Here is a 22394-nt window from a genome sequence, read left to right as displayed (position 1 = left end):
AGTCATGATCAGACTCGCCACCGCCGCCGATCTCGACGCCGTCGTCGCCCTCCACACCGAGGCCCGCGCCACCTACTACCGTGGCCACCTCCCCGACGCCGACTTCCTCGGCCCCGAGGAGGTCGCCCGCGCCCGTAAGGGCTGGGCGGGCGCCATCGACCGCGGGGCGGTCCTCTGCGCCGTACGCGACGGGGAGCTCGCGGGCATCGCCGCGTACGGCGAGCGGGACGGCCTCATGCACCTCACCCAGCTCCACGTCCTGCCCGCCCGCTGGCGCGCGGGCATCGGAGCCGGGCTCCACGCGGCCTGCGTGGAGAACTGGCGCGCCGCCGGGGTGACCACGGCCCGCCTGGAGGTCTTCGACAAGAACGAGCGCGCCCAGGCCTTCTACGCCGCCCACGGCTGGACCCCCGACCCGGAGACCCCGCGCGACGGCGATCACCTCGTGCTCCGGCTCACACTGGGGCCGGAAACGGAATGATCCGGACCGGTGGGGGCGTTCCCAGGACGAACACCCCATCGGCAACCCTCGGAGAGAAGTCACATGCGCGTCGAGATCTGGAGCGACATCGCCTGCCCCTGGTGCTACATCGGCAAGGCACGCTTCGAGAAGGGGCTCGCGGCCTTCGCCCACCGCGACGACATCGAGGTCGTGCACCGCTCCTTCGAGCTCGACCCGAACCGCGCCAAGAGCGACACCGGCCCCGTCCTGGAGATGCTCGCCAAGAAGTACGGCCGCACCCTCGACGAGGCGCGTGCCATGGAGGCCCACGTCGCCTCCAACGCGCACTCCGAGGGCCTCGGCTACCGCACCGAGGGCCGCGACCACGGCAACACCTTCGACATCCACCGGCTGCTCCACCTCGCCAAGGACCGCGGGCGTCAGAACGAGCTCCTGGACCTGGCCTACCGCGCCAACTTCGCCGAGGAGCGCTCGGTCTTCGACGCGGAGACCCTGGTGACGCTCGGTGTCGAGGCCGGCCTCGACGAGGCCGAGGTGCGGGCCGTCCTCGCCGACGACTCCGCCTACGCCGAGGCCGTACGCGAGGACGAGCGCGAGGCCGCCGAACTCGGTGCGAACGGCGTGCCCTTCTTCGTCCTCGACCGCCGCTACGGCATCTCCGGCGGCCAGCCCGCCGAGGTCTTCACCCAGGCCCTGGAGCAGGCCTGGCAGGGCCGGGTCCTCCAGCCGATCGGCGGGGACGCGGCGGCCTGCGACACCGACGGCAGCTGCGAGGTACCGGGGGCCTGAGGGCCCGTCTCCGGACGTCGGCCCATCACCCGCACCCCCGCCCACCTGCGGCGATAAGACAGGCTTGGGTTTTCCCCACGATCAAAGGCGATTGACGGGTGATCGTGGGGAATCCAGGCTGAGGTCATGGAACCCCTGGAAAACCCGCTCGGCGGCGCCGAGTTCGCGCCCAAGAAGACCTACCTCAACACCTCCGCCTGTGGGCTGCTGCCCCGCCGGACCATCGAGGCGGTCACGCTCCTCGCCGAGGAGACCGCCGACGGCCGGTCCGACGGTGCCGGAAGCTTCGGCATCGTCGACGAGGCCCGCGCCGCCTTCGCCCGCCTCGCCGGCGTCTCGCACGAGCGCGTCGCCGTCGGCAGCTCCGTCGCCGTGCACTGCGGAATGATCGCCCAGTCGATGCCCGCCGGATCCGAGATCCTCTTCCCCGAGGGCGAGTTCTCCTCCGTCATCACCCCCTTCACCATCCGCGGCGACCTCAAGACCCGGTTCGTGCCCCTGGAGCGGCTCGCCGAGTCCGTCCGCCCGGAGACCGCGCTCGTCGCCTTCTCCGCCGTGCAGTCGGCGGACGGCCGGACGGCCGACTTCACGGCGATCCGTGCCGCGGCGGCCGCGCACGGCGCCCGGACGCTCCTCGACGCCACACAGTCGGCGGGCTGGCTGCCGCTGAGCGCGGGGGACTGGGACTACACCGTCACCGGCGGATACAAGTACCTGCTCTGCCCGCGCGGGGCGTCCTTCCTCACCGTCACCGAGGAGGCGCAGGACTCGCTCCTCGCGATCCACGCCAACTGGGTCACCGGCGAGGAGCTGTGGGTGAACAGCTACGGCCCGGTCCGCGAACTGGCCCGTACGGCACGCCGGTTCGACGAGCCCGCGGCCTTCTTCTCGTACCACGGGGCGGCCCGCTCGCTCGCGCTCCTGGAGGAGATCGGCATCGAGCGGATCGAGGCCCACGACAAGGGGCTCGCGGCCCGCTTCCGTTCGGGTCTCGTCTCCCTCGGCCACGAGCCGGTCATGGACGACTCGACGGTCGTCGCGATCCCCGGCCTCGGGGACCGCGCGGAGGCGCTGCGCGAGGCCGGCGTCCTGCTCTCCGCCCGCGCGGGCAACCTGCGCGCGTCCTTCCACCTGTACAACACGGCGGCGGACGTGGACCGGGTCCTGGACGTCCTCGCGGGCTGAGGCCCGTACCGCCGCAGGGGGGATGGTGCAGGCGGGGAGGCCCCCCGGCGGCCGCCCTGTCCTCAGCAGTTCGCCGGCGGTGGCGGGCACTCGCCCGCCTCGCCCGCCTCCTCGCGCAGGTTCTCCGCCACGAGGCCGAGGAGCCGGGCCAGTTCCGCCCGCTCCTCCGGGCCGAGCCCGTTCAGGGAGGCCTGCTCCAGGTCCGACCAGACGCCCTCGACGCCGGCGCGCAGCGCCCGCCCCTCCTCCGTCGCCTCGACGAGGACCGCGCGCCGGTCGGCCGGGTCGGGGCCGCGGCGGACGTGGCCGCCCTGCTCCAGGCGCTGGAGCATCTTGGTCACGGTCGAGGCGTCCAGGCCCAGGGACTGGATCAGCTCGGACTGGCGGACCGGTCCGCAGTCCCAGAGCCGCATCATCATCATCTCCTGGCCGGGGTAGAGCTCCAGCTCCCGCAGCCGGCGTCCGGCGGCGATCCGGTGCATCCGGGCCACCCGGGCCAGGGCGATGCTGACGGGTCCGCCGCGGGCGGCGGAGGGGGTCGGCTCGGTACAGGCGGGGTCGGGTCCTGGCATCGGGGCTCCTCGGGAAGACTCTCCCCACAGATTACCTTGGTCGGCCAATCAATGAGTTACAGTGGCATCCGGACCAGATAGTTGGCCGACCACATAAATCTGTGAAGGGGACAGCCATGACCACCGCCTTCGACCCCATCGACCTCGCCGGGACCCGGCTCGCCAACCGCATCGCCATGGCGCCCATGACCCGCAGCCGGGCCGAGGGCGAGAGTCGCACCCCCACCGCGCTCGTCGCCGAGTACTACGCCCAGCGCGCCTCGGCCGGCCTCATCATCACCGAGGGCACCCAGCCGACCGCCGTCGGCCAGGGCTACCCCAACACCCCCGGCCTGCACAGCGCCGAACAGATCGCCGCCTGGCGCGAGGTCACCGACGCCGTCCACGAGCGCGGCGGAAAGATCTTCGTCCAGCTGATGCACGCCGGCCGGATCAGCCACCCCGTCGTCCTCGGCGACGGCCTCCACCCCGTCGGCCCCTCAGCCGTCGCCCCGAAGGGACAGCTCTTCGCCGGCACCGGCCTCATCGACTTCGTCGCCCCGCGCGAGCTCACCTCCGACGAGATACGGGAGACGATCGCCGGCTTCGCCGCTGCCGCCCGCAACGCCGTCGACGCCGGCTTCGACGGCGTCGAGATCCACGGCGCCAACGGCTACCTCCTCCAGCAGTTCCTCGCCACCGGCTCCAACCACCGCACCGACGAGTGGGGCGGCCCCGTCGAGAACCGCGTCCGCCTCACCGTCGAGGTCGTCAAGGCCGTCGCCGCCGAGATCGGCCCCGAGCGCACCGCACTGCGGATCTCCCCGGCCAACACCTACAACGACATCGCCGAGACCGACACCGAGGAGCTCTACCCCGCCCTCGTCGCCGCGATCGACCCCGTCGGCATCGCCTACCTGCACGTCACGGAGCCCACGCCCGAGGTCCGCGAGCTGACCCTCGCCCTGCGCAAGGCCTTCTCCGGCACCTTCGTCCTCAACCCGTCCACCGAAGGACCGACCGGCGCCGACGCCCTGGCGCTGATCGAGGACGGCACCGCCGACCTCGTCGCCTACGGGGCGCTCTTCCTCGCCAACCCCGACCTGCCCGCCCGACTGCGGGCCGGCGGCCCGTACAACACCCCGGACACCGCGACCTTCTTCGGCGGCGACCACCGCGGCTACACCGACTACCCGGCGCTGTGAGCCGGCACAGGCGAAACCCGCGCACATGAGTAGGGGCGGGGGCCCGGCACCGGACCCCCGCCCCCTCCCTGCGCGGCCGCACGGGCGGAAGGGGCGGAGTGCGAACCCCGCCCCTTCCCCCGTACCGCCGACCGGGATCAGGCCCACGCCTCCGTGACCGCCCGGCGCGCGCCCTCCAGGTCCACCGTGCGTCCCGTCTCGCCGAGCGCCGCGCCCAGGGCGGCCAGCGAGGACTGCACGGCGCCCGGGGTCGCGTCCACCCCGTAGTGGTTCACCCGGATCATCTCCTTGGCCAGCGCCCCGCCACCCGCGATCAGCGGCAGCGACGGATCGGCGGCCAGCGCCTTCGCCACCAGCTCCGAGGCGTCCACCCCGGCCGGCGCGCGCAGCGTCGTCGCGACCGGGGCCGCGTCCTTCGCCTCGTGCACATACGGCTCCAGGCCGCCGCCCAGCGCCAGCGCACCCGCGCGCGTGGCGGCCGCCGCGGAGGCGTGCCGCGCCATCAGCAGGTCCAGGCCCTCCGCCTCGATCCGCTCCACACAGGCCTCAAGGGCCAGCATCTCCAGCTGCGCCGGAGCGTGCAGCAGCGTCTTCCGGCCGCCGTCGATCCAGCGCTCCTTCCAGTCCAGGAGGGAGAGGTACGAGCGGCGCGGCGCGGCCGGGTTGGCCGCGAACCGCTCCCACGCGCGCGCACTCACCGACACCGCCGACACGCCCGCCGGCCCGCCCATCGCCTTCTGCGCGCCGATGATGCACATGTCCACGCCCCAGGCGTCCGGCAGCACCGGCTCGGCGCCGATCGAGGCCACCGCGTCCAGGTAGAACAACGCGCCGTGCGCCCGGACGACCTCACCGATCTCCGCCACCGGGTTGGTGTTGCCGGTCGCCGCCTCCGCATGCACCAGGGACACGAAGTCGATCTCCGGGTGCGCGCCGAGCGCCTGCTCCACCTGAGCGGCCGTCACCGCCGTGTGGAAGGGCACCTCCAGGTCGATGACGGTCGCGCCGCAGTCCCGCAGCCAGTTGCCGAAGGTCTGCCCGTACGGCCCCGTGACCACGTTCAGCGCGGTCGAACCGGCCCGCGCCCCACTGCGGATGCACCCCTCCAGGGGGAGCAGCGCCTCGCCCTGGGTGATCACCACGTCCTGCTCCGTGGAGAGCAGCGCGGCCACCCGCCGCTCGATCGACGCGAAATGCGCGGCGGTCAGCGGGGCCAGGTCCAGGAGCGGATGTGTCACGGTCACGGCGGTGCCTTCTTCGACTCGGTGCGGTGCGGGCGGAACTCCCGATCAGGGTACCGAGGCACCCCTTTCCCGCCCTTGGCCCACCCGTACAAAAGGGATCTTCGTTCCGGTGCAACCGTCAAGGGACATCAGGTGTCCAACAGGACGACGGACCGGGCACGGGCCCCGTCCGGCGCACCCCCGCAGCCGCCCGGAACCCTCCGACTCCAGGAGACGCTCCATGCGCAAGCACCGTTCCGCCGCCCTCGCCGCGGCGACCCTCCTCCTTCTCACCGGTGCGGGGATCGCGACCGCACCCGCCGCCTGGGCCGGGGTGCCCGGCAGCACCCGCGCCGACGACCGCAACTGTGACTTCGACGGCGACGGCTTCGACGACGTCCTCGTCGGCGCGCCCGGCGCCACCGTCGGCGGCAGGCGCGGGGCCGGCCTCGTCACCGTCCAGTACGGCTCCCGGCACGGCATCGACACCCGCGCCGCCACGGTCATCAGCCAGAACACCAGGGGTGTACCCGGCGGTGCCGAGGCCGGCGACTCCTTCGGCGCCGCCGTCGCCACCGGCGACCTCGACGGCGACGGCTACGACGACGCCGTGGTCGGGGCCCCCGGCGAGGACATCGGCACCCGCGCCGACGCCGGCGGCGTGATCGTCCTGTGGGGCTCCCCGCGCGGACTCGTCGGCACCGACAGCCGCTGGGTCGAGAGCCTCCTCGGCCCGGTGGCCGGGAACCGCTTCGGCTCCGCGCTCGGCGCCGCGCGGTTCACCGCCGAGACGTCCGGGGACCAGCTCATCGCCCTCGACCGCCGGTCCGCCGAACGGCACCTGTTCGGCGCCGTCCTCCGGCCGGGCGAGGGGCGCACCGGCACCGGCCCCCGCACACACAGCGCCGCGCCGCTGAGCCGTGCCGCCCTCGCGCGGAGCGGTGGGCGCGCCGCCGCGCCACCGCTCCGGGACCTCATCGCCAAGTCCGTCACCACCGGCGACTACGACAAGAACGGCTTCGCGGACCTGGTGATCGGCGGCGTCACCACCGGCGCCGAACCCGGCCACGGCTGGTCCTGGTACCTCGCCGGACGGAGCGACCACCTCGTCCACCAGCGCGACCTGCGCGGCGGCCCGGTCACCGCCTCCGGCGACCTCGACGGCGACGGCTACGACGACCTCGTCACCGGCGAACCGCACAGCCCCGACGACGGCGGCGAGAGCATGACCGGCGGCCTCGTCGGCGTCTACCGGGGCGGCCCGCGCGGCCTCGCGGGCGCCACCGGCGTCGGCACCCCGCCGCAGTGGTGGACCCAGAACTCCCCGGGAGTACCGGGCGCATCCGAGCGCGGCGACGGCTGGGGCGCCGACCTCTCCCTCGGCGACACCGACCGCGACGGCTACGCCGACCTCGCGATCGGCGCGCCCGGCGAGGACGTCGGCACCGTCGCCGACGCGGGCATGGTCACCGTCCTGCGCGGCAGCGCCCGGGGCCTCACCGGCACCCGCGCCCGGTCCTGGACCCAGGACTCGCCGTCCGTGCCCGGCGGGGTGGAGAAGGGGGACGGGTTCGGCGGCCAGGTCCGGCTGGTCGACCCGAACGCCGACGGCCGCTTCGGACTGCTGGCCGCCGCCCCCGGGGAGAACACCGCGGACGGGCACGTGTGGGTCTTCTCCGCCGGTACGGGCGGGCCGACCGCCACCGGCTCGTGGACCTACAGCGTGGGCAGCCTCGGCGGCCCGCACGTCGACGCGCGCTTCGGGTCCGCGATCGACGAGTGACGGTCGCAGGGGCGCGGTCGACCCGTGACCCCCCGATCGGGGGTCCCGGCCGGGCACCCGCCCTCGTACAGTGCAGGCATGAGTGATCACGCGGTGCTGCACGTGAAGGGACGGGTGCTCGTCGGCCCCGAGGACGTACGGGACGAACTGTGGTGCGTCGACGGACGGGTCACCTTCGACCGGCCCGCCGCCGAGACGGTCACCGTCGAGGGCTGGGTGCTGCCCGGACTCGTCGACGCCCACTGCCACGTCGGCCTCGACCGGCACGGCCCCGTCGACGAGGCCACCAGCGAGAAGCAGGCCCTCACCGACCGGGACGCGGGCACCCTGCTGATCCGGGACGCGGGCTCGCCCTCCGACACCCGCTGGATCGACGAGCGCGAGGACCTGCCGAAGATCATCCGCGCGGGCCGGCACATCGCCCGCACCCGCCGCTACATCCGCAACTACGCCCACGAGATCGAGCCCGCCGACCTCGTGGCGTACGTCGGCCGCGAGGCCCGGCGCGGCGACGGCTGGGTCAAGCTCGTCGGCGACTGGATCGACCGCGAGGCCGGCGACCTCACCGCCTGCTGGCCGCGCGCCGAGGTCGAGGCCGCCATCGCCGAGGCGCACCGGCTCGGCGCCCGCGTCACCGCGCACTGCTTCGCGGAGGACTCGCTCCGCGACCTCGTCGAGGCCGGGATCGACTGCATCGAGCACGCGACCGGTCTCACCGAGGACACCATCCCGCTCTTCGCCGAGCGGGGCGTCGCGATCGTCCCGACTCTGGTCAACATCGCGACCTTCCCGCACCTCGCCGACGGCGGCGAGGAGAAGTTCCCCCGCTGGTCGGCCCATATGCGCCGGCTGCACGAGCGCCGGTACGACACGGTGCGCGCCGCCTTCGACGCGGGCGTCCCGGTCTTCGTCGGCACCGACGCGGGCGGCTCCCTCGCCCACGGCCTGGTGGCCGAGGAGGTGGAGGAGCTGACGAAGGCCGGCATCCCGCCGATCGACGCGCTCGCCGCCACCGCCTGGGGAGCCAGGGCCTGGCTGGGCCGTCCTTCCCTGGAGGAGGGCGCCCCGGCCGACCTCGTCGTCTACGGCGAGGACCCGCGCGCAGACGTCCGCGTCCTCGCGGCGCCGCGCCGGGTCGTCGTCAACGGGCGCGTGGTCGGCTAGGGGATGTCCGGCGGACAGTCCTGGGTCGTTCCTAGCCGCGGTTCAGGAAGGCGAGCCGGGCCTTCTTCTCCGGGATGAAGACCTCCGGCAGGTCCACCTCGGGCAGCACGACCTCCGGGCCCAGCTCGAAACCGGCCCGCACCATACGGGCGATCGCCTTCTCGTTGGAGGCGTCCGGCTCCACGACCACACGGGTGTGGTCCCGCAGCGTGAAGGCGATGAGCACGGACAGGAGCGTGCCGGTGAAGCCGGGCTGCGGGGCCGCGTTCGGCGCGATCAGGAAGTGGGCGCCGATGTCCCCGGGCTCCACCTCGTAGCACTCGCTGACGCGGTCGGCCTCGGGGTCGTACGTCTGCAGGAGGGCGACCGGCTCGTCGTCCAGGCTCACCAGGAAGCCGTGGTGCGTGGTGAGCGAGTCGAGGTGCGCGTAGACGTCCCGGACCTGCTCGACGGTCGTGCCGACCATGCCCCAGAAGCGGGACCGCTCCTCGTTGACCCAGGCGTGCAGGACCGGCGCGTCGCGCTCGGGCTCGACGGGCCGGACGGTGACGGTGCCGAAGCCCTCGATTCTCTGGACGTGGGCGGCGGTTGCGGTGGTCATCCCTGCTCCTTGGTGAGGTACTGCCAGTCGGTGGTGACGGGGGCGAGTTCGCCCCTCAGCCACAGCGGAAGCTGGTCGCGGTGGTGCGGGTCGCCGGGGACGCCCGACGCGCCGAACGGCACGATCCAGCCGCTGCGCTCGCGGTCGGCGAGGTCCCAGACGTAACGGGCGGCGGAGGCGCGGGCGCTGCGGTCGGTCCACCCGGGCACGCTGGAGGTGGAGAGCACGCAGTCGTGGTCCCCGCCGAGCCCGGGCCACTGCGCGTCGTCGGCGTCGGGCAGCGCCTGCCAGGGCGCGAGCCGGTGCGTCACGCCCCAGGCGGCCGGCGGCTCGCCGGCTCCGACCTCGTCGAGCGCCTTGCGCACGATCCGGTCGACGTCCCCGGCGGGCACGGGCCCGGCCACGAGCAGGGTCTCCAGGGCGTAGGCGACGCGCGGTCCGAGGGCCAGCCAGGGCCGGAACACCTCGGGGTACGGGGCGCCTTCGCGCAGCGCCGCGAAGGCCTCGTGGGCGGCGAGACGCCGCACCACGGCCCCGCGCACGGCGGCGTACAGGCCGGCATCGGTGCTGTCCGCGTCCATCCGCCGGTCCCAGGCGAGCAGCCGGTCCCGGACGGCGGAGGCGGCGGGGGAGAGGACGGTGCCGACCCCGGCGTCGCCCGCGCGTGCCACCGCCGCGAGGAGGCGGGCCGCCGAGGGGTTGTCGGTGTCGCGGTGGACGGCGGCGACGGTCTCCGGAGTCCAGTCCGCCGAGGCGTCGAGGAGCGTGCCGATCCGCTCCGCCCGGTGCGGCGGGGCGAACTCGATCCCCAGCGGCCCGGCCAGGCCCCGGGCGTTGGCCATCACGGCGTGGCCGTCGACCTCGGCGCGGGGCAGCGGCGCCGGAGCGGCCTCCCACGCGTGGGCCGGGTCCCAGGCGGGCACGATGCGCAGCGAGTTGGCCCGGTTCCGTACGGGGACGTGTCCGGCGACCCGGTGCAGCAGACCGCCCTGGGTGTCGGCGGCCAGCACGACGTTCACCGGCTCGATCCAGCCGTCGAGGGCCGTGTCCACATCGGCGACGGTCCGGGCGCGCAGCAGCGCGGGCAGGACGCCGAATCCGAGCTCTCCGGTGACGCGCGGCGGGTACCGAAGGCTGACCGCCTCCCATCCGCAGGACTCGCTCCCCGGTTCGCTCCCCGGTTCGCTCCCCGGCTCGTCGTCCACCCCGATGATCACCGGCCCCCGGTCCGTCTCGATCACCTCGACGACGACCGGCTCACCGCCCGCGACCTCGATCGTCTCCGTGTGCGTGGTCGCCGGGCGCCGGCCCTCGGGGCCGTACGCCTCCACCCCGCCGTCCGGGAGCCGCCGCAGCCGCTCCCGGTAGAGGTCCTGGTAGTCGGCCATCGCGTTGGTGATCGCCCAGGCGACCGGCCCGGTGTGGCCGAAGTGGGCGAGCCCGGGGATGCCGGGCACGGCGATGCCCACCACGTCGTACGAGGGGCAGGCGAGCCGGATCTGCTGGTAGACGCCCGGCGCCTCGATGAACCGGTGCGGGTCGCCGGCCACCAGGGCGGCCCCGCTCGCGGTCCGATCGCCCGCGATCAGCCAGCCGTTGGAGCCGGAGGTCCCCGGCCCGTCGGTCGCGAAGAGCTCCGTCCACTCCTCGCCGAGCCGCCGGGCGACCTCCTCGCGCCACAGCTTGGTGGGGAAGCCGGCGAACAGGATGTGGGTGGTCAGCCAGACGGCGAGCGGGGTCCACGGCTCCCACCGGCCGGGCGTGAGGCCGGTCCGCTCGAACTCGGGTGCGCGTCCGGCCCCTTCCTCCAGGCCGTCGTTGACCCCGTCCACGTACGCGCGTACCCAGGCGGCGGTCGTCGCGTCGTCGCGTTCGAGCCGCTCGAAGCAGAGGCGGGCGGTGTCGGCGAGCCGGGACCGCCGGGCGAAGGTGTCCCAGCCGAGCTCGGCGGCGCCGAGGAAGGCGGCCGTGGTGCCCTGGGCCCGGTGCCGCTCGACCTCCAGCTGCCAGGCCCGGTCGCGGGCGGTGACCCGGCCCTGGGCGAAGGCGAGTTCGTCCGGGTCCGCGGCGCGCAGATGGGGGACGCCCCAGGCGTCCCGGTAGACCTCGATGCTCACGCAGACCCCGATCCCGTCCCTGTACCCGACATGGTCTTCGGCCATGTCTTCCGCGAATTTCTTAGGTTAGGCTGACCTAAATTAATCTACAGGAGTTCAGGGGAGGGGATTGCGGTGGGTCACGGCTGGCAGGGTGCCGTTCTCAAGCTGATGCGGGGCAAGGGCTTCACGTTCACCGTGACGGGGGCCGAGCAGGTCACCGAGGACTACCGCAGGGTGCACTTCACGGACGGCGGACTGCTCGCCGCCGCCGGAGTCCACCCGACGATGTGGGTGCGCATCTGGTTCGAGAACGCGGGCAAGCCGCACCAGCGCGCGTACACCCTGGTCGACCCCGACCGGGAGGCCGGCACCTTCAGCCTGGAGTTCGCCCTCCACGACGGCGTCGCCAGCCGCTGGGCCCGCGTCTGCGCCCCCGGCGACACCGTGGACGCCACCCTCCAGGGCACCGGCTTCGAGGCGCCGGAGCCGCGCCCCGGGCGGCTTCTCGTGGTCGGCGACCCGGCCTCTCTGCCCGCCGTCAACTCCCTGCTCGACGCGCTCCCGGGCGTCCCGGCCACCGTCTGGTTCGAGACCCAGCACGCCTCCGACGAGGAACTGCCCGTCCGGCTCGACCCCGAGCACCACGAGTTGCGCCGGGTGCCGCGTCGGAACGACGGAGCCGACCTCGTCGCCCGTGTGAAGGCCGAGCTGCCCGGACTCGCCGACTCGGACCCGTACGTCTGGATCGCCTGCGACACCACGACCACCCGCACCCTCGCCACGTACGCGCGCAAGGAGCTCGCCCTCCCCAAGGAGCGTGTCCACGCTCTCGGGTACTGGCGCGCGAGCTGAACGTGCCGGGTTGACGATCCGTTACTTCGCCGCGGAGCAGATCGTTCACACCATTCCCTTGTGTACCCGCGCGTGCGAAAGACGCGGGACACCCGGGAACGGTTGTGTCCAGAAAAATCGAAAATGAACACGGAAACCCCCCTTTGGAGTGAACTCACGTCAGGCGACTGCCGGTTCACTCTCCGTGCGTAAAGATTTCGGTGTCTCAAGTCGCCGAGGCCGCGCCGACCCACCGTCCCCGTGGTGAGCGGCCGGCGACGCCGTGTCTCTTGTGGGGGTTCCACCATCTTGAACAGCAACACCTTCCGCATGCCCGTGCGCCGCACCGCGGCCGCCGCGACCGTCGCCGCCCTGACCGTCGGCCCGGTCCTCCTCGCGGCCCCCGCGGCGCACGCCACGGGCGGCGAAGGGCGCGCCACCGCCGTCGTCCTGCGCACCGGCCTCGACGTCTCGCTCCTCGGCAAGACGGTCGACGTGCCGGTGCGGGCCTCCCTCAACGAGGTCAGGGCGCCGCAGACCGAGAGCGAGACCGCGCTCTCCGTCAAGGTGCAGGGGGCCGAGGAGGGCAAGCCGATCGACATCCTCGCCGCCGAAGTCGCCACCTCGACGGCCACCGTCGACGAGGAGAAGGCCGAGGGGTACGTGAACCTCGTCAAGGCCCAGGTCCACGTCCCCGGAATCCCGCTGCTCTCCCTCGTCGAGGTCGAGAAGGTGACCTCCAAGGCGCTGTGCGAGGTGGGCAGGAAGCCGGTCGCCGAGTCCAACGTCCTCGGTCACGTCACCGTCTTCGGCAAGAGGACGACCCTCTCCACCGGCGGTCGCACCCAGGTCAGCGTCCCGGGCATCGGCAAAGTGACCCTCGACCTCTCCCGTACGTCCACCACCTCTCGTACGGCGGCGGCGACCGCCCTCGAACTCAAGGTGGAGGTCGACCCGCTGAAGCTCGGCGTCGCCGAGGTCAACGGCACCGTGACGCTCGCCGAGGCCACCTGCGAGACCCCCGAGGGCACGGCCCCGACGGAGAAGCCCACGGAGCGGCCCACCGAGAAGCCGACCGAGCAGCCCACCCAGGAGCCCAGTGAGCGGCCCTCCGAGCAGCCCACGCAGCAGCCCTCGGTCAAGCCCAGCGACGCCGGCGGTATCAAGACCAACAACGGCGGCACCACGCCCACCCAGAACCTCGCCGAGACCGGCGGCAGCTCCACCACCCCGTACATCGCCGGCGGGGCGCTCGCGCTCCTCGTCGCCGGCGGCGGCGCCCTCGCGCTGACCCGCTCGCGCGCCCGCTCCCGAGGCTGACGGGTCCGAGGGGGCCGCGCGGGGGCGCGGGAGGCTCCGGGGGGAGCCTCGAAGGGGGAAACACGGGTCCGGGGAGGGCGACGGTGACGACGTCGCCCTCCCCGGACCCCTGTGCGTCCGCCGGGCTCAGCCGCCCATCAACAGGGCCTGGTCGAGGGCCTGGAGGAAGCGGTTCGTCGTCACCCGGTCGCGGACCGCGATCCGCAGCCAGTTCCGGTCGAGCCCCGGGAAGGTGTCGCCCCGGCGGGCCGCGAAGCCCAGTGACCGCAGCCGCTCCCGGATCGCGTCCGCCCCGTCGATCCGCAGCAGCACGAAGGGCCCCTCCGACCCCTCCACCGTCCGCACCTCGTCGAACTCGGCGAGGCCGGCGAGCAGATGGGCCCGCTCCACCCCGATCCGGTGCGCCGCGTGCTCGGCCTCCGCGAGCGCCGCCCGCGACATGCACGCCTCCGCCGCCACCAGGGCAGGCGTCGACACCGGCCACAGCGGCTGGCTCCGCTCGAGCGCCACGATCGTCTCCGGCTCGGCCAGCACGTACCCGATCCGCAGCCCGGCGAGCCCCCAGGTCTTGGTGAGGCTGCGCAGCACCACGAGCCCCGGCACGTCGGTCCGCCCGGCCAGCGACTCGCGCTCGCCCGGCACCGCGTCGATGAAGGCCTCGTCCACCACCAGGGTCCGCCCCGGTCTCGCGAGCGCGGCGATCGAGTCGGCGGGGTGCAGCACGGAGGTCGGGTTCGTGGGGTTCCCGATCACCACCAGGTCCGCGTCCTCGGGGACGGCCGCCGGATCCAGCCGGAAACCGTCCTCCTCGCGCAGCAGCACCCGGCCCACCTCGTGGCCGACGTCGGACAGCGCCGCCTCCGGCTCGGTGAACTGCGGATGCACGACGACGGGCCGCCGCACCGGCAGCGCCCGCGCGATCAGCACGAAGGCCTCCGCCGCGCCGGCCGTGAGCAGCACCCGGTTCGAGGGCAGGTCGTGCCGCTCGGCGACGGCCGCCCGCGCGGCCCGGCCGTCGGGGTAGGCGGCGAGTCCGGTCAGGGAGTCGGCGATCCGCCTCCGAAGCCAGTCCGGTGGGGTGTTCGTCCGGACGTTGACCGCCAGGTCGATGAGTTTCTCGTCCCGGACCTCGGCGTCACCGTGGTGGCGCAGGTCGTGGGCGTCGGTATGCAGGTGCATGTCCATGGCCGCCGTCGTGTGGGGGGTGGGGATGGTGGGGGGTGAGCCAGGCTCGCCAGCGATGTACCCGTGAGTTCGGCGCAACAACCGTACGCCTGGGGCATCTTCGTTCGGACGAAACGGGACGGAAGCGGCGAGAGCGCACGTTACGCGCCTGGTTTTCCGCTTCGGTACGAGGAGTAAGCCCCCCGCACCTCCCGTCGGCCCGGTACCTCCGGCTGCTGCCGTCCCCTCGCCCGCCGCGCCCTCGTCCGCCGTCCCCTCGTCCGCCGCCGCCGCGGCGAGCAGCGCCGCCGCCTCCGCCACCGACGCCGTGCCCGTCGCGGCCAACGGCAGCGCCGACGGATGCGGTACGGGCACGCCCGCGAGCTCCTCCGCCGTGAACCCCCGCACCGGGACGCCGAGCACCTCCGCCGCCCCCGTGATCCCCGGCTCCGCCGCCCGCGCGTCGAGCGTGGCCAGCGACCGGACGTCCGCGCGCCTCAGACCCGCCTCCCGCAGAACCGCCTCGATCAGGGCGAGCACCTCGTCCACCGGGACCCCCGACCGCGCGCCGACGCCGAGGTGCGCGGACGCCATCCCATCCGATACCAAAGGCCCATGGCTGTAGTCGTCGCGCTCGGCGCGTTCCTCATGACGCTCTTCGGCGGCTGGGTCGCCGGGCGCGTCACCGACCGACGCCACCTCGTCCTCGGCCTCGCCGGCGGACTCATGCTCGGCGTCGTCGGACTCGACCTGCTCCCCGAGGCCATGGAGGCGGCGGGCGACGAGGTGTTCGGTGTCCCCGAGGCCCTGCTGCTGTTCGTCGGCGGCTTCCTCCTCGCCCATGTCGTGGAGCGACTCCTCGCTGTACGCCGGGCCGCACACGGCGTCGCGGCCGATTGGGGGGCAGCGCAAAGCGCTTCGACGGGGGGTGGTGGCCGGGAGACGGGCGGGCGGGTTCCGCAGGTCGGCATGACGGCGGCCGCCGCGATGGTCGGTCACAGCCTCATGGACGGCATCGCGCTCGGCGCGGCCTTCCAGGTCGGCGGCGGCATGGGCGCCACCGTCGCCCTCGCCGTCATCACCCATGACTTCGCCGACGGCTTCAACACGTACACGATCACGAGCCTCTACGGGAACGCCCGCAGCAAGGCCCTGGCGATGCTCGTCGCGGACGCGGTCGCCCCGCTGGTCGGCGCGGCGTCCACCCTGCTGTTCACCCTTCCGGAGGAACTCCTCGGCAGCTATCTGGGCTTCTTCGGAGGCGCCCTGCTCTACCTGGCCGCCACCGAGATCCTGCCGGAGGCCCACCACGAACACCCCGCCCGCTCCACCCTGCTGTGCACGGTGGCGGGCGTCGGCTTCATCTGGTTCGTGGTGGGCGTCTCCGGCGGCTGACCTCACCTGCAGTGCTCCACGAAACGCGCGGCAGCCTCCGGGGAACCCGCCCAGTGGGTGTGCACATAGCTCGCGTGCACCCCGCCCTGGACGAAGCCCTCGACGCGCCGGTCGGGCTGCCGCAGCCCCCACGCGGCCGCGGCCCCGGCGCCCGGCTCGATGACGGTCCGGTGGAACTCGTGCCCCCGCATCCGCGCTCCTGCGGGCGCGAGCACGCTGTCGCTCACGGCGACGGCGTCCCGGTACCCGAGGGTGAGCCGCTCGGACATCCGCGCGTCCGCGTCGAGCACCCCGCACATGGGGGTGCCGTCGAGCGACCGCGCGAGATACAGCAGCCCGGCGCACTCGGCGGCGATGGGCGCCCCGGAGGCGGCGAGCGCGGCGACGGCCTTCCGCAACGGCTCGTTGGCGGACAGCTGCTCGCCGTACATCTCGGGGAAGCCGCCGCCTATGACGAGCCCGGACGTCCCCTCGGGAAGGGCCTCGTCCCGGAGCGGGTCGAAGGTGACGACCTCGGCGCCGGCGGCGGTCAGCAGCTCGGCATGCTCGGCGTAGGAGAAGGTGAACGCGGCCCCACCGGCCACCGCCACACGCGGGGGGCGATCGTCCCGGACCCGCCTCACCACCTCGGGCGACCAGGCCTCCGCGGACAGCTCGGGCGCACTCCGCGCCAACGCGAGCAGCGCCTCCAGATCGCACCCGGCACGCACCTGCTCCGCCTGCGCGGCCACCGCCTCCACCGCCGCCGCCTGCCGCTCGGCCACCGGCACCAGCCCGAGGTGCCGCGAGGGCGTGGCCACGGCCGGCGCCCGCCGCAGGACGCCGAGCACGGGAACCCCGGACTCCCCGAGCGCCTCCCGCAACAGATGCTCGTGCCGATCCGTCGCGACCTTGTTGAGGATCACGCCGCCGATCCGCACCTCCGGGTCCCACGACGCGAAACCGTGCACCAGCGCCGCCACCGACCGCGACTGCGACGACGCGTCGACGACGAGCACCACCGGCGCCTTGAGGAGCTTCGACACCTGTGCGGTGGAGGCGAGTTCGCCCTGGTCGGCGGCCCCGTCGTACAGGCCCATCACACCTTCGACGACCGCCAGGTCGCAGCCGCGGGCCCCGTGTTCGAAGAGCGGCGCGATCAGCCCCGTACCGCACATGTACGCGTCGAGGTTGCGGCCCGGCCGCCCCGTCGCGAGCGCGTGGTAGCCCGGGTCGATGTAGTCCGGTCCGACCTTGTGCGGCGAGACCGCCAGACCACGGCCGGAGAACGCGGCCATCAGGCCGGTCGCGACCGTGGTCTTGCCCGCGCCCGACGAGGGCGCGGCGATGACGAGACGTGCTACCACTCGATGCCCCGCTGGCCCTTCTGACCGGCGTCCATCGGGTGCTTGACCTTGGACATGTCGGTGACGAGATCCGCGAAGTCGACGAGCTCCTGCGGCGCGTTGCGGCCGGTGATGACGACGTGCTGGTGCCCGGGACGGTCGCGCAGCACCTCGACGACCTCGGCGGTGTCGATCCAGCCCCAGTGCAGCAGGTACGCGAACTCGTCGAGGACGTAGAACGTGTACTTCTCCTCGGCGAGGTCCCGCTTGACCTGCTCCCAGCCCTCGCGGGCCTTCTCCTCGTGGGACTGCTCGCCCTCGGCGACCTCGCGCTGGATCCAGGACCAGCCCTCGCCCATCTTGTTCCAGGTGACGGTGCCGCCCTTGCCGGTCTCGCCGAGCGCCTTGAGGGCGTTCTCCTCGCCGACCTTCCACTTGGCCGACTTCACGAACTGGAACACCCCGATCGGCCAGCCCTGGTTCCAGGCGCGCAGCGCCATGCCGAACGCGGCGGTCGACTTCCCCTTGCCGACGCCCGTGTGCACCATCACGAGTGCGCGGTTGCGTCGCTGACGGGTGGTGAGCCCGTCGTCGGGTACGACGGTCGGCTGTCCCTGCGGCATTAAGCGGCCCTCCTGGCAGTGGTCTTCCGGTTTCCTTGTACGTCCCTGACGAGGCCGGCGATCGAGTCGGCGCGCAGCTCGTCCAGGGTGACGGCGGTGCCGCCGAGTTCACGGGCGAGCTCCCGGGCGAGCCCGAGCCGCACCGGTCCGGTCTCGCAGTCCACGACGACGGAGGCGGTGCCCTCGGCGGCGTGCAGCCGCGCCGCGCGGGCGGCGAGGGCCACCGGGTCGGCGCCGCCGCCGGTCGCGCGTCCGTCGGTCACGACGACGAGCAGCGGGCGGCGCGAGGGATCCCGCAGCCGCTCGACCCGCAGCACGTCGTGGGCCTTGAGCAGTCCGGCCGACAGCGGCGTACGGCCGCCGGTCGGGAGCTTCTCAAGGCGGGCGGCGGCAGCGTCGACGGACGAGGTCGGCGGCAGCGCGACCTCGGCGTCCCGGCCCCGGAAGGTGATGAGGCCGACCTTGTCGCGCCGCTGGTAGGCGTCGAGCAGCAGAGAGAGCACGGCGCCCTTGACGGCGCTCATCCGCTGCCGGGCCGCCATGGAACCGGAGGCGTCCACGGCGAAGAGCACCAGGTTCCCCTCGCGTCCCTCCCGGGTCGCCTGCCGTAGATCGTCCCGGCGGACGACCAGGCCGGGCCCGGTCCGCCCACGGGTCTTCTGGTGCGGGGCGGCGGCCTGCACGGTGGCGGCCAGGTGCAGCTTGGTCAGCGCGCCCCGGGGGCGTACGGATCCGGTGGTACGGCCGTGCTCGGTACGGGCCCGGGAGCGGCGCCCGGCCGCACCCTCGCCGAGCCCGGGGACGCTGAGCACCTTCGTACGGAAGGGCTCGGAGGCGGCGACGGCGGCCCGCTCACCGGAACCGGCCCCTTGGGGAGCGGGAGCGGGTTCGGGAGCCGGCGCGGGCGGGGAAGTCTCCTCGGGAGCGGGGGAGTTCTCGGCGGCGGGCCCGTCGCTCTGCGGCGGAACACCCCCACCGGGACCGCCGTCCCCGGGACCACCGTCGCCGGGCCCGTCGGGCTCCGGGTCCTCGTCCGGCTCCTGGTCCTGGCCCTTGAACTCCTCCAGGGTCTCGTCGAGCTTGTCCTCGTCGAGGCCGGGAGCGTCGAAGGGGGAGCGGCGCCGCCGGTGCGGGAGGGCGAGCAGGGCGGCCTGCCGTACGTCCTCGGAGGTGACCTCGGCGCGGCCGTCCCAGGCGGCGAGCGCGGTCGCGGTGCGGGCCATGACGATGTCGGCACGCATGCCGTCGACCTCGAAGGCGGCGCAGGTGGCGGCGATCTGGAGCAGGACGGCGTCGCCGAGCGTCACCTCGGGCAGCAACGCCCTTGCGGTGACGATCCGTTCGCGCAGCGCGGCCTCGTCCCCGGCCCAGCGGTCGGCGAAGGCGGCGGGGTCGTCCTCGAAGGCGAGCCGCCTCCTGACGACCTCGACGCGCTGCTGCGGGTCGCGCGACGCGGCGACCTCGACGGTCAGCCCGAACCGGTCGAGGAGCTGGGGCCTGAGCTCACCCTCCTCGGGGTTCATGGTGCCGACGAGCAGGAAGCGGGCGGCGTGCCGTACGGAGACGCCTTCGCGCTCGACGTAGGAGGACCCCATGGCGGCGGCGTCGAGCAGATGATCGATGAGGTGATCGCTGAGCAGATTGACTTCGTCGACGTAGAGAATGCCCCGATGGGCGGCGGCGAGCAGTCCGGGCTCGAAGGCCTTGACCCCCTCGGAGAGCGCCTTCTCGATGTCGAGCGAGCCGACCAGCCGGTCCTCGGAGGCGCCGACGGGCAGCTCGACCATGCGCGCGGGCCGGGTGTCCGCGCCGACGGCCTCGTGGGGCCCGTCGGGGCAGCCCGGGTCGGGCGAGCCCGGATCACAACTGAACCGGCATCCCGCGACGACGGCCACGGCGGGCAACAACTCGGCGAGCGCGCGCACGGCGGTGGACTTGGCGGTTCCCTTCTCCCCTCGCACGAGCACACCGCCCACGGCCGGACTGACGGCATTGAGTAGCAGCGCGAGCCGCAGGTCGTCCATACCGACGACGGCGGTGAACGGATACCGGGTACTCATCGGCTGGTCACTCCTTCAGATCGCGAATGTTCGAACGACGACCCGAGGCCGCCGACGGTGAGCAAGGCCCCACGGGGGCCACCCGCGGGATTCTCGACAAGCCGCCCCGCGCTCACGGGGCGCCCGGCGGCACGAACGGCAGCCCCGGAGGAGCCCCCTCCTCGATCAGCCGCAGCAGCGCGTCCGTGTCCGCGTGCTCCTCGATCAGATCCCCCAGCTTGTCCAGCTGTTCCTCCCGCAGCGCCCCGAACGACGTGTCCGGCGCCGGTACGAACCGCCGCCCCGCCGCCGCCGCGACCTCCCGCAGGAACGCCCGCCGGAACCCGTCGCTCTCCAGGGAGCCGTGCCAGTGCGTACCCCACACGGCACCCACCCGACACCCGTCCAGGAAGGCTTCCCCGCCCAGCACCTCGGCGACCCCGTGGTGGATCTCGTACCCCTCCACCCGCTCCCCGAGCGCCGAGCCGACCGGCCGGGCGAGGGTCTTCTCGGGCGCGAACCGGACCCGTACGGGCAGCAGCCCGAGGCCGTCGACGGCCCCCGCCCGGGACTCGACCTCGTCTTCGATGTGCTCACCGAGCACCTGGAAGCCGCCACAGATCCCGAGCACCGGCCGTCCCTCGGCGGCGCGCCGCGCCAGCGCGTCGGCGAGACCCCGCTCCCGCAGCCAGGCCAGCGCCTTCACCGTGCCCCGGGTGCCCGGCACGACCACCAGGTCCGCGTCGACGAGCTCCTCGGCACGGTCCACGAACCGCACGACGACACCCGGCTCGGCGGCCAGCGCGTCCACGTCCGTGAAGTTGGACATCAGCGGCACCGCGCAGACGGCGACCCGCAGCACGTCCTCACCGACCGGCGGCGCGACGACCGACTCACGGACCGCACCCCGCAGGGAGACCCGCAGGCCGTCCTCCTCGTCGATGCCGAGCCCGTGGGCGTACGGCAGGACGCCGAGGGTCCGCCGCCCGGTCAGCCCGTGCAGCATGTCGAGCCCGGGTTCGAGCAGCGTGACGTCGCCGCGGAACTTGTTCACGAGGTAGCCCGCGATCAGCTCCTGGTCCTCCGGCGCGAGGAGCGCCGTCGTCCCGAAGAACTGGGCGAAGACCCCGCCCCGGTCGATGTCGCCGACCACGACGACGGGCAGCCGCGCGGCCCGCGCGATCCCCATGTTCACGATGTCGGTGCGCCGCAGATTGATCTCGGCCGGACTTCCCGCGCCCTCGCAGATCACGGCGTCGTACGTGCTCCGCAGCTCCTCCAGGCAGGCCATCACCGGCTCGAAGAGCTCCTTCTGCCGGCCCCCGTGGTAGCCCCGGGCGCTCAGCTCGCCGACCGGCTTGCCCATCAGGACGACCTGGCTGGAGCGGTCGCTACCGGGCTTGAGCAGGACGGGGTTCATCAGCGCGGTGGGTTCCACCCGCGCCGCCTGCGCCTGCATGGCCTGCGCGCGCCCGATCTCGGCCCCCTCCCTCGTGACGAAGGAGTTGAGGGACATGTTCTGCCCCTTGAACGGCGCCACCTTCAGCCCCTTGCGGACCAGCCAGCGGCAGATGCCGGCCGTCACGACGCTCTTGCCGGCGTCGGACGTGGTCCCGGCGACGAGCAGTCCCCCACCCCTCATGCGTTCCTCCGCTTCCGGGCCCCCAGGGCGCCGATGATCAGGCGGCCGCCCACGCAGGCGGCCAGAGTGAGTCCGGTGACCCGTCGCGAGAGCCGTACGGCCCGGTCGATGTCGGCCACGTCGACGGCCCGGCCGTCCCCGTTGAGCACGGGGCGGTGTTCGATCCGTCCGCCGTACGACAGGGTGCCGCCGAGCCGTACGCCGAGCGCGCCCGCGAAGGAGGCCTCGACCGGGCCCGCGTTGGGGCTGGGATGCTTGCCCGCGTCCGCCCGCCAGGCCTTCAGCGCACCCCGCGGGTTCCCGCCGGCGACGGTCGCGAGTACGGCGGTCAGCCGGGCGCCGGGCCAGCCGGCCACGTCGTCGAGGCGGGCCGAGGCCCAGCCGAAGCGGCGGTGGCGCGGGGACTTGTGGCCGACCATCGCGTCGAGGGTGTTGACGGCCCGGAAGCCGACGAGGCCGGGTACGCCCGCGAGCGCGCCCCAGAAGAGGGCGCCGACCACGGCGTCGGAGGTGTTCTCGGCGACCGATTCGACGACCGCCCGGGCCATCGCGGGGCCGTCCAGGGACTGCGGGTCGCGCCCGCACAGATGCGGGAGCCGCTCCCGGGCCACGTCCAGGTCCCCGGCGGCGAGCGCACCGGCGATCGCGCGGGCCTCCCGCCCCAGGGTCGTACCGCCGACGACGGCCCAGACGGCGGCGGCGGTCAGGGCGACGGAGGCGGCCGGGCGGTTCCGTACGGCCCGGGTGGCGAGCGCTCCGAGGACGACGGTGGAGCCGGCGCAGACGGCGGTGTGCAGGGCACCCCAGCCGCGGTGGTCGTGGTGGAGGCGCTCCTCGACGGCGGCGGCGGCCCGGCCGAACGCGGCGACGGGATGTCCGCGGCGGGGGTCGCCGACGAGCAGATCGACGGCGAGACCCGCGGCCGCTCCGTACGCGAATCCGTCCGGGGAAAGGCGGCTGGTTCTGCTGCGGCCGGGCATGGCGCATGTCCT

19 protein-coding genes are annotated in these 22394 nt (G+C 73.9%); 9 read left to right on the top strand and 10 right to left on the bottom strand.

The genetic code is table 11. From position 1 onward, the window contains the following. Positions 1 to 4 precede the first annotated feature (4 nt). The 3 genes from OG514_RS02805 (at position 5) to OG514_RS02795 (ending at position 2437) form a co-directional block, all read left to right on the top strand. Positions 5 to 481: a GNAT family N-acetyltransferase gene (locus OG514_RS02805; protein ID WP_266890461.1), complete on the top strand. Its 477-nt coding sequence runs from the start codon at positions 5 to 7 to the stop codon at positions 479 to 481. Positions 482 to 544: 63 nt separating this feature from the next. Further along, positions 545 to 1252 (top strand): DsbA family oxidoreductase, encoded by a 708-nt coding sequence (locus OG514_RS02800; protein WP_266890459.1) that lies wholly within the window; start codon positions 545 to 547, stop codon positions 1250 to 1252. A 126-nt stretch (positions 1253 to 1378) separates the two neighbouring features. Further along, positions 1379 to 2437: an aminotransferase class V-fold PLP-dependent enzyme gene (locus tag OG514_RS02795; RefSeq protein ID WP_266890457.1), complete on the top strand. Its 1059-nt coding sequence runs from the start codon at positions 1379 to 1381 to the stop codon at positions 2435 to 2437. A gap of 62 nt (positions 2438 to 2499) precedes the next feature. Here the strand turns inward: OG514_RS02795 and OG514_RS02790 are convergent, their stop codons facing one another. Beyond that, a complete protein-coding gene (locus OG514_RS02790; RefSeq protein ID WP_266890455.1) occupies positions 2500 to 3009 on the bottom strand; it encodes a MarR family winged helix-turn-helix transcriptional regulator in 510 nt (169 codons plus the stop codon). Between the two features lie 116 nt (positions 3010 to 3125). Between OG514_RS02790 and OG514_RS02785 the strand changes: the two genes are divergently transcribed. Next, positions 3126 to 4193, top strand: coding sequence for an alkene reductase (locus OG514_RS02785; protein ID WP_266890453.1), 1068 nt, complete (start codon positions 3126 to 3128; stop codon positions 4191 to 4193). 137 nt (positions 4194 to 4330) lie between these two features. Here the strand turns inward: OG514_RS02785 and OG514_RS02780 are convergent, their stop codons facing one another. Beyond that, positions 4331 to 5431 carry an alanine--glyoxylate aminotransferase family protein gene (locus tag OG514_RS02780; protein ID WP_266900728.1) on the bottom strand — a complete coding sequence of 367 codons (1101 nt, stop codon included), beginning with the start codon at positions 5429 to 5431 and terminating at the stop codon, positions 4331 to 4333. 226 nt (positions 5432 to 5657) lie between these two features. Between OG514_RS02780 and OG514_RS02775 the strand changes: the two genes are divergently transcribed. Continuing rightward, complete coding sequence (locus OG514_RS02775) at positions 5658 to 7199, top strand: FG-GAP repeat protein (RefSeq protein ID WP_266890451.1); 1542 nt, start codon at positions 5658 to 5660, stop codon at positions 7197 to 7199. A gap of 78 nt (positions 7200 to 7277) precedes the next feature. Beyond that, positions 7278 to 8363 carry an amidohydrolase family protein gene (locus OG514_RS02770; protein WP_266890449.1) on the top strand — a complete coding sequence of 362 codons (1086 nt, stop codon included), beginning with the start codon at positions 7278 to 7280 and terminating at the stop codon, positions 8361 to 8363. Positions 8364 to 8394: 31 nt separating this feature from the next. Here the strand turns inward: OG514_RS02770 and OG514_RS02765 are convergent, their stop codons facing one another. Beyond that, positions 8395 to 8964, bottom strand: a complete 570-nt coding sequence (locus tag OG514_RS02765) for a GNAT family N-acetyltransferase (RefSeq protein ID WP_266890447.1) — start codon at positions 8962 to 8964, stop codon at positions 8395 to 8397. Next, positions 8961 to 11081 carry a penicillin acylase family protein gene (locus tag OG514_RS02760; protein ID WP_266890445.1) on the bottom strand — a complete coding sequence of 707 codons (2121 nt, stop codon included), beginning with the start codon at positions 11079 to 11081 and terminating at the stop codon, positions 8961 to 8963. The genes OG514_RS02765 and OG514_RS02760 overlap by 4 nt, the downstream gene beginning before the upstream one ends. 114 nt (positions 11082 to 11195) lie before the next feature. Between OG514_RS02760 and OG514_RS02755 the strand changes: the two genes are divergently transcribed. Next, complete coding sequence (locus OG514_RS02755) at positions 11196 to 11915, top strand: siderophore-interacting protein (protein WP_266890443.1); 720 nt, start codon at positions 11196 to 11198, stop codon at positions 11913 to 11915. A gap of 288 nt (positions 11916 to 12203) precedes the next feature. After that, positions 12204 to 13214 carry an SCO1860 family LAETG-anchored protein gene (locus OG514_RS02750; protein ID WP_266890441.1) on the top strand — a complete coding sequence of 337 codons (1011 nt, stop codon included), beginning with the start codon at positions 12204 to 12206 and terminating at the stop codon, positions 13212 to 13214. Positions 13215 to 13340: 126 nt separating this feature from the next. Here the strand turns inward: OG514_RS02750 and cobC are convergent, their stop codons facing one another. After that, positions 13341 to 14972, bottom strand: coding sequence for an Rv2231c family pyridoxal phosphate-dependent protein CobC (cobC, locus tag OG514_RS02745; RefSeq protein ID WP_266890439.1), 1632 nt, complete (start codon positions 14970 to 14972; stop codon positions 13341 to 13343). Between the two features lie 21 nt (positions 14973 to 14993). Between cobC and OG514_RS02740 the strand changes: the two genes are divergently transcribed. Further along, positions 14994 to 15773 carry a ZIP family metal transporter gene (locus tag OG514_RS02740; RefSeq protein WP_266890437.1) on the top strand — a complete coding sequence of 260 codons (780 nt, stop codon included), beginning with the start codon at positions 14994 to 14996 and terminating at the stop codon, positions 15771 to 15773. Between the two features lie 2 nt (positions 15774 to 15775). On the opposite strand, the gene OG514_RS02735 is transcribed toward OG514_RS02740, so the two are convergent. The 5 genes from OG514_RS02735 to OG514_RS02715 form a co-directional block, all read right to left on the bottom strand. Further along, the gene (locus tag OG514_RS02735) at positions 15776 to 17119 is read right to left on the bottom strand and encodes a cobyrinate a,c-diamide synthase (RefSeq protein ID WP_266890436.1); all 1344 of its coding nucleotides are present in this window, start codon (positions 17117 to 17119) and stop codon (positions 15776 to 15778) included. Next, a complete protein-coding gene (gene cobO / locus OG514_RS02730) occupies positions 17113 to 17721 on the bottom strand; it encodes a cob(I)yrinic acid a,c-diamide adenosyltransferase (RefSeq protein ID WP_187624073.1) in 609 nt (202 codons plus the stop codon). Before cobO ends, OG514_RS02735 begins: the two co-directional genes overlap by 7 nt. Next, positions 17721 to 19781, bottom strand: coding sequence for a putative cobaltochelatase (locus OG514_RS02725; protein WP_266890433.1), 2061 nt, complete (start codon positions 19779 to 19781; stop codon positions 17721 to 17723). Before OG514_RS02725 ends, cobO begins: the two co-directional genes overlap by 1 nt. Before the next feature lie 112 nt (positions 19782 to 19893). Further along, positions 19894 to 21402: a cobyric acid synthase gene (locus OG514_RS02720; RefSeq protein WP_266890431.1), complete on the bottom strand. Its 1509-nt coding sequence runs from the start codon at positions 21400 to 21402 to the stop codon at positions 19894 to 19896. Then, on the bottom strand, positions 21399 to 22382 hold the full coding sequence (locus OG514_RS02715; protein ID WP_266890429.1) for a cobalamin biosynthesis protein: 984 nt from the start codon (positions 22380 to 22382) through the stop codon (positions 21399 to 21401). The genes OG514_RS02720 and OG514_RS02715 overlap by 4 nt, the downstream gene beginning before the upstream one ends. Between the last annotated feature and the right edge of the window lie 12 nt (positions 22383 to 22394).

This window comes from Streptomyces sp. NBC_00572, from assembly GCF_026341815.1.
Lineage (GTDB): Bacteria > Actinomycetota > Actinomycetes > Streptomycetales > Streptomycetaceae > Streptomyces.
Note: the sequence above shows the minus strand (reverse complement) of the source record. Positions and strands in the feature narration are given on the sequence as shown.

Coding starts and splice junctions, on each gene's coding strand:
- OG514_RS02805 (WP_266890461.1), top strand. CDS start 5: ATGATCAGACTCGCCACCGCCGCCGATCTCGACGCCGTCGTCGCCCTC.
- OG514_RS02800 (WP_266890459.1), top strand. CDS start 545: ATGCGCGTCGAGATCTGGAGCGACATCGCCTGCCCCTGGTGCTACATC.
- OG514_RS02795 (WP_266890457.1), top strand. CDS start 1,379: ATGGAACCCCTGGAAAACCCGCTCGGCGGCGCCGAGTTCGCGCCCAAG.
- OG514_RS02790 (WP_266890455.1), bottom strand. CDS start 3,009: ATGCCAGGACCCGACCCCGCCTGTACCGAGCCGACCCCCTCCGCCGCC.
- OG514_RS02785 (WP_266890453.1), top strand. CDS start 3,126: ATGACCACCGCCTTCGACCCCATCGACCTCGCCGGGACCCGGCTCGCC.
- OG514_RS02775 (WP_266890451.1), top strand. CDS start 5,658: ATGCGCAAGCACCGTTCCGCCGCCCTCGCCGCGGCGACCCTCCTCCTT.
- OG514_RS02770 (WP_266890449.1), top strand. CDS start 7,278: ATGAGTGATCACGCGGTGCTGCACGTGAAGGGACGGGTGCTCGTCGGC.
- OG514_RS02765 (WP_266890447.1), bottom strand. CDS start 8,964: ATGACCACCGCAACCGCCGCCCACGTCCAGAGAATCGAGGGCTTCGGC.
- cobC (WP_266890439.1), bottom strand. CDS start 14,972: ATGGCGTCCGCGCACCTCGGCGTCGGCGCGCGGTCGGGGGTCCCGGTG.
- OG514_RS02740 (WP_266890437.1), top strand. CDS start 14,994: ATGGCTGTAGTCGTCGCGCTCGGCGCGTTCCTCATGACGCTCTTCGGC.
- cobO (WP_187624073.1), bottom strand. CDS start 17,721: ATGCCGCAGGGACAGCCGACCGTCGTACCCGACGACGGGCTCACCACC.
- OG514_RS02725 (WP_266890433.1), bottom strand. CDS start 19,781: ATGAGTACCCGGTATCCGTTCACCGCCGTCGTCGGTATGGACGACCTG.
- OG514_RS02720 (WP_266890431.1), bottom strand. CDS start 21,402: ATGAGGGGTGGGGGACTGCTCGTCGCCGGGACCACGTCCGACGCCGGC.
- OG514_RS02715 (WP_266890429.1), bottom strand. CDS start 22,382: ATGCCCGGCCGCAGCAGAACCAGCCGCCTTTCCCCGGACGGATTCGCG.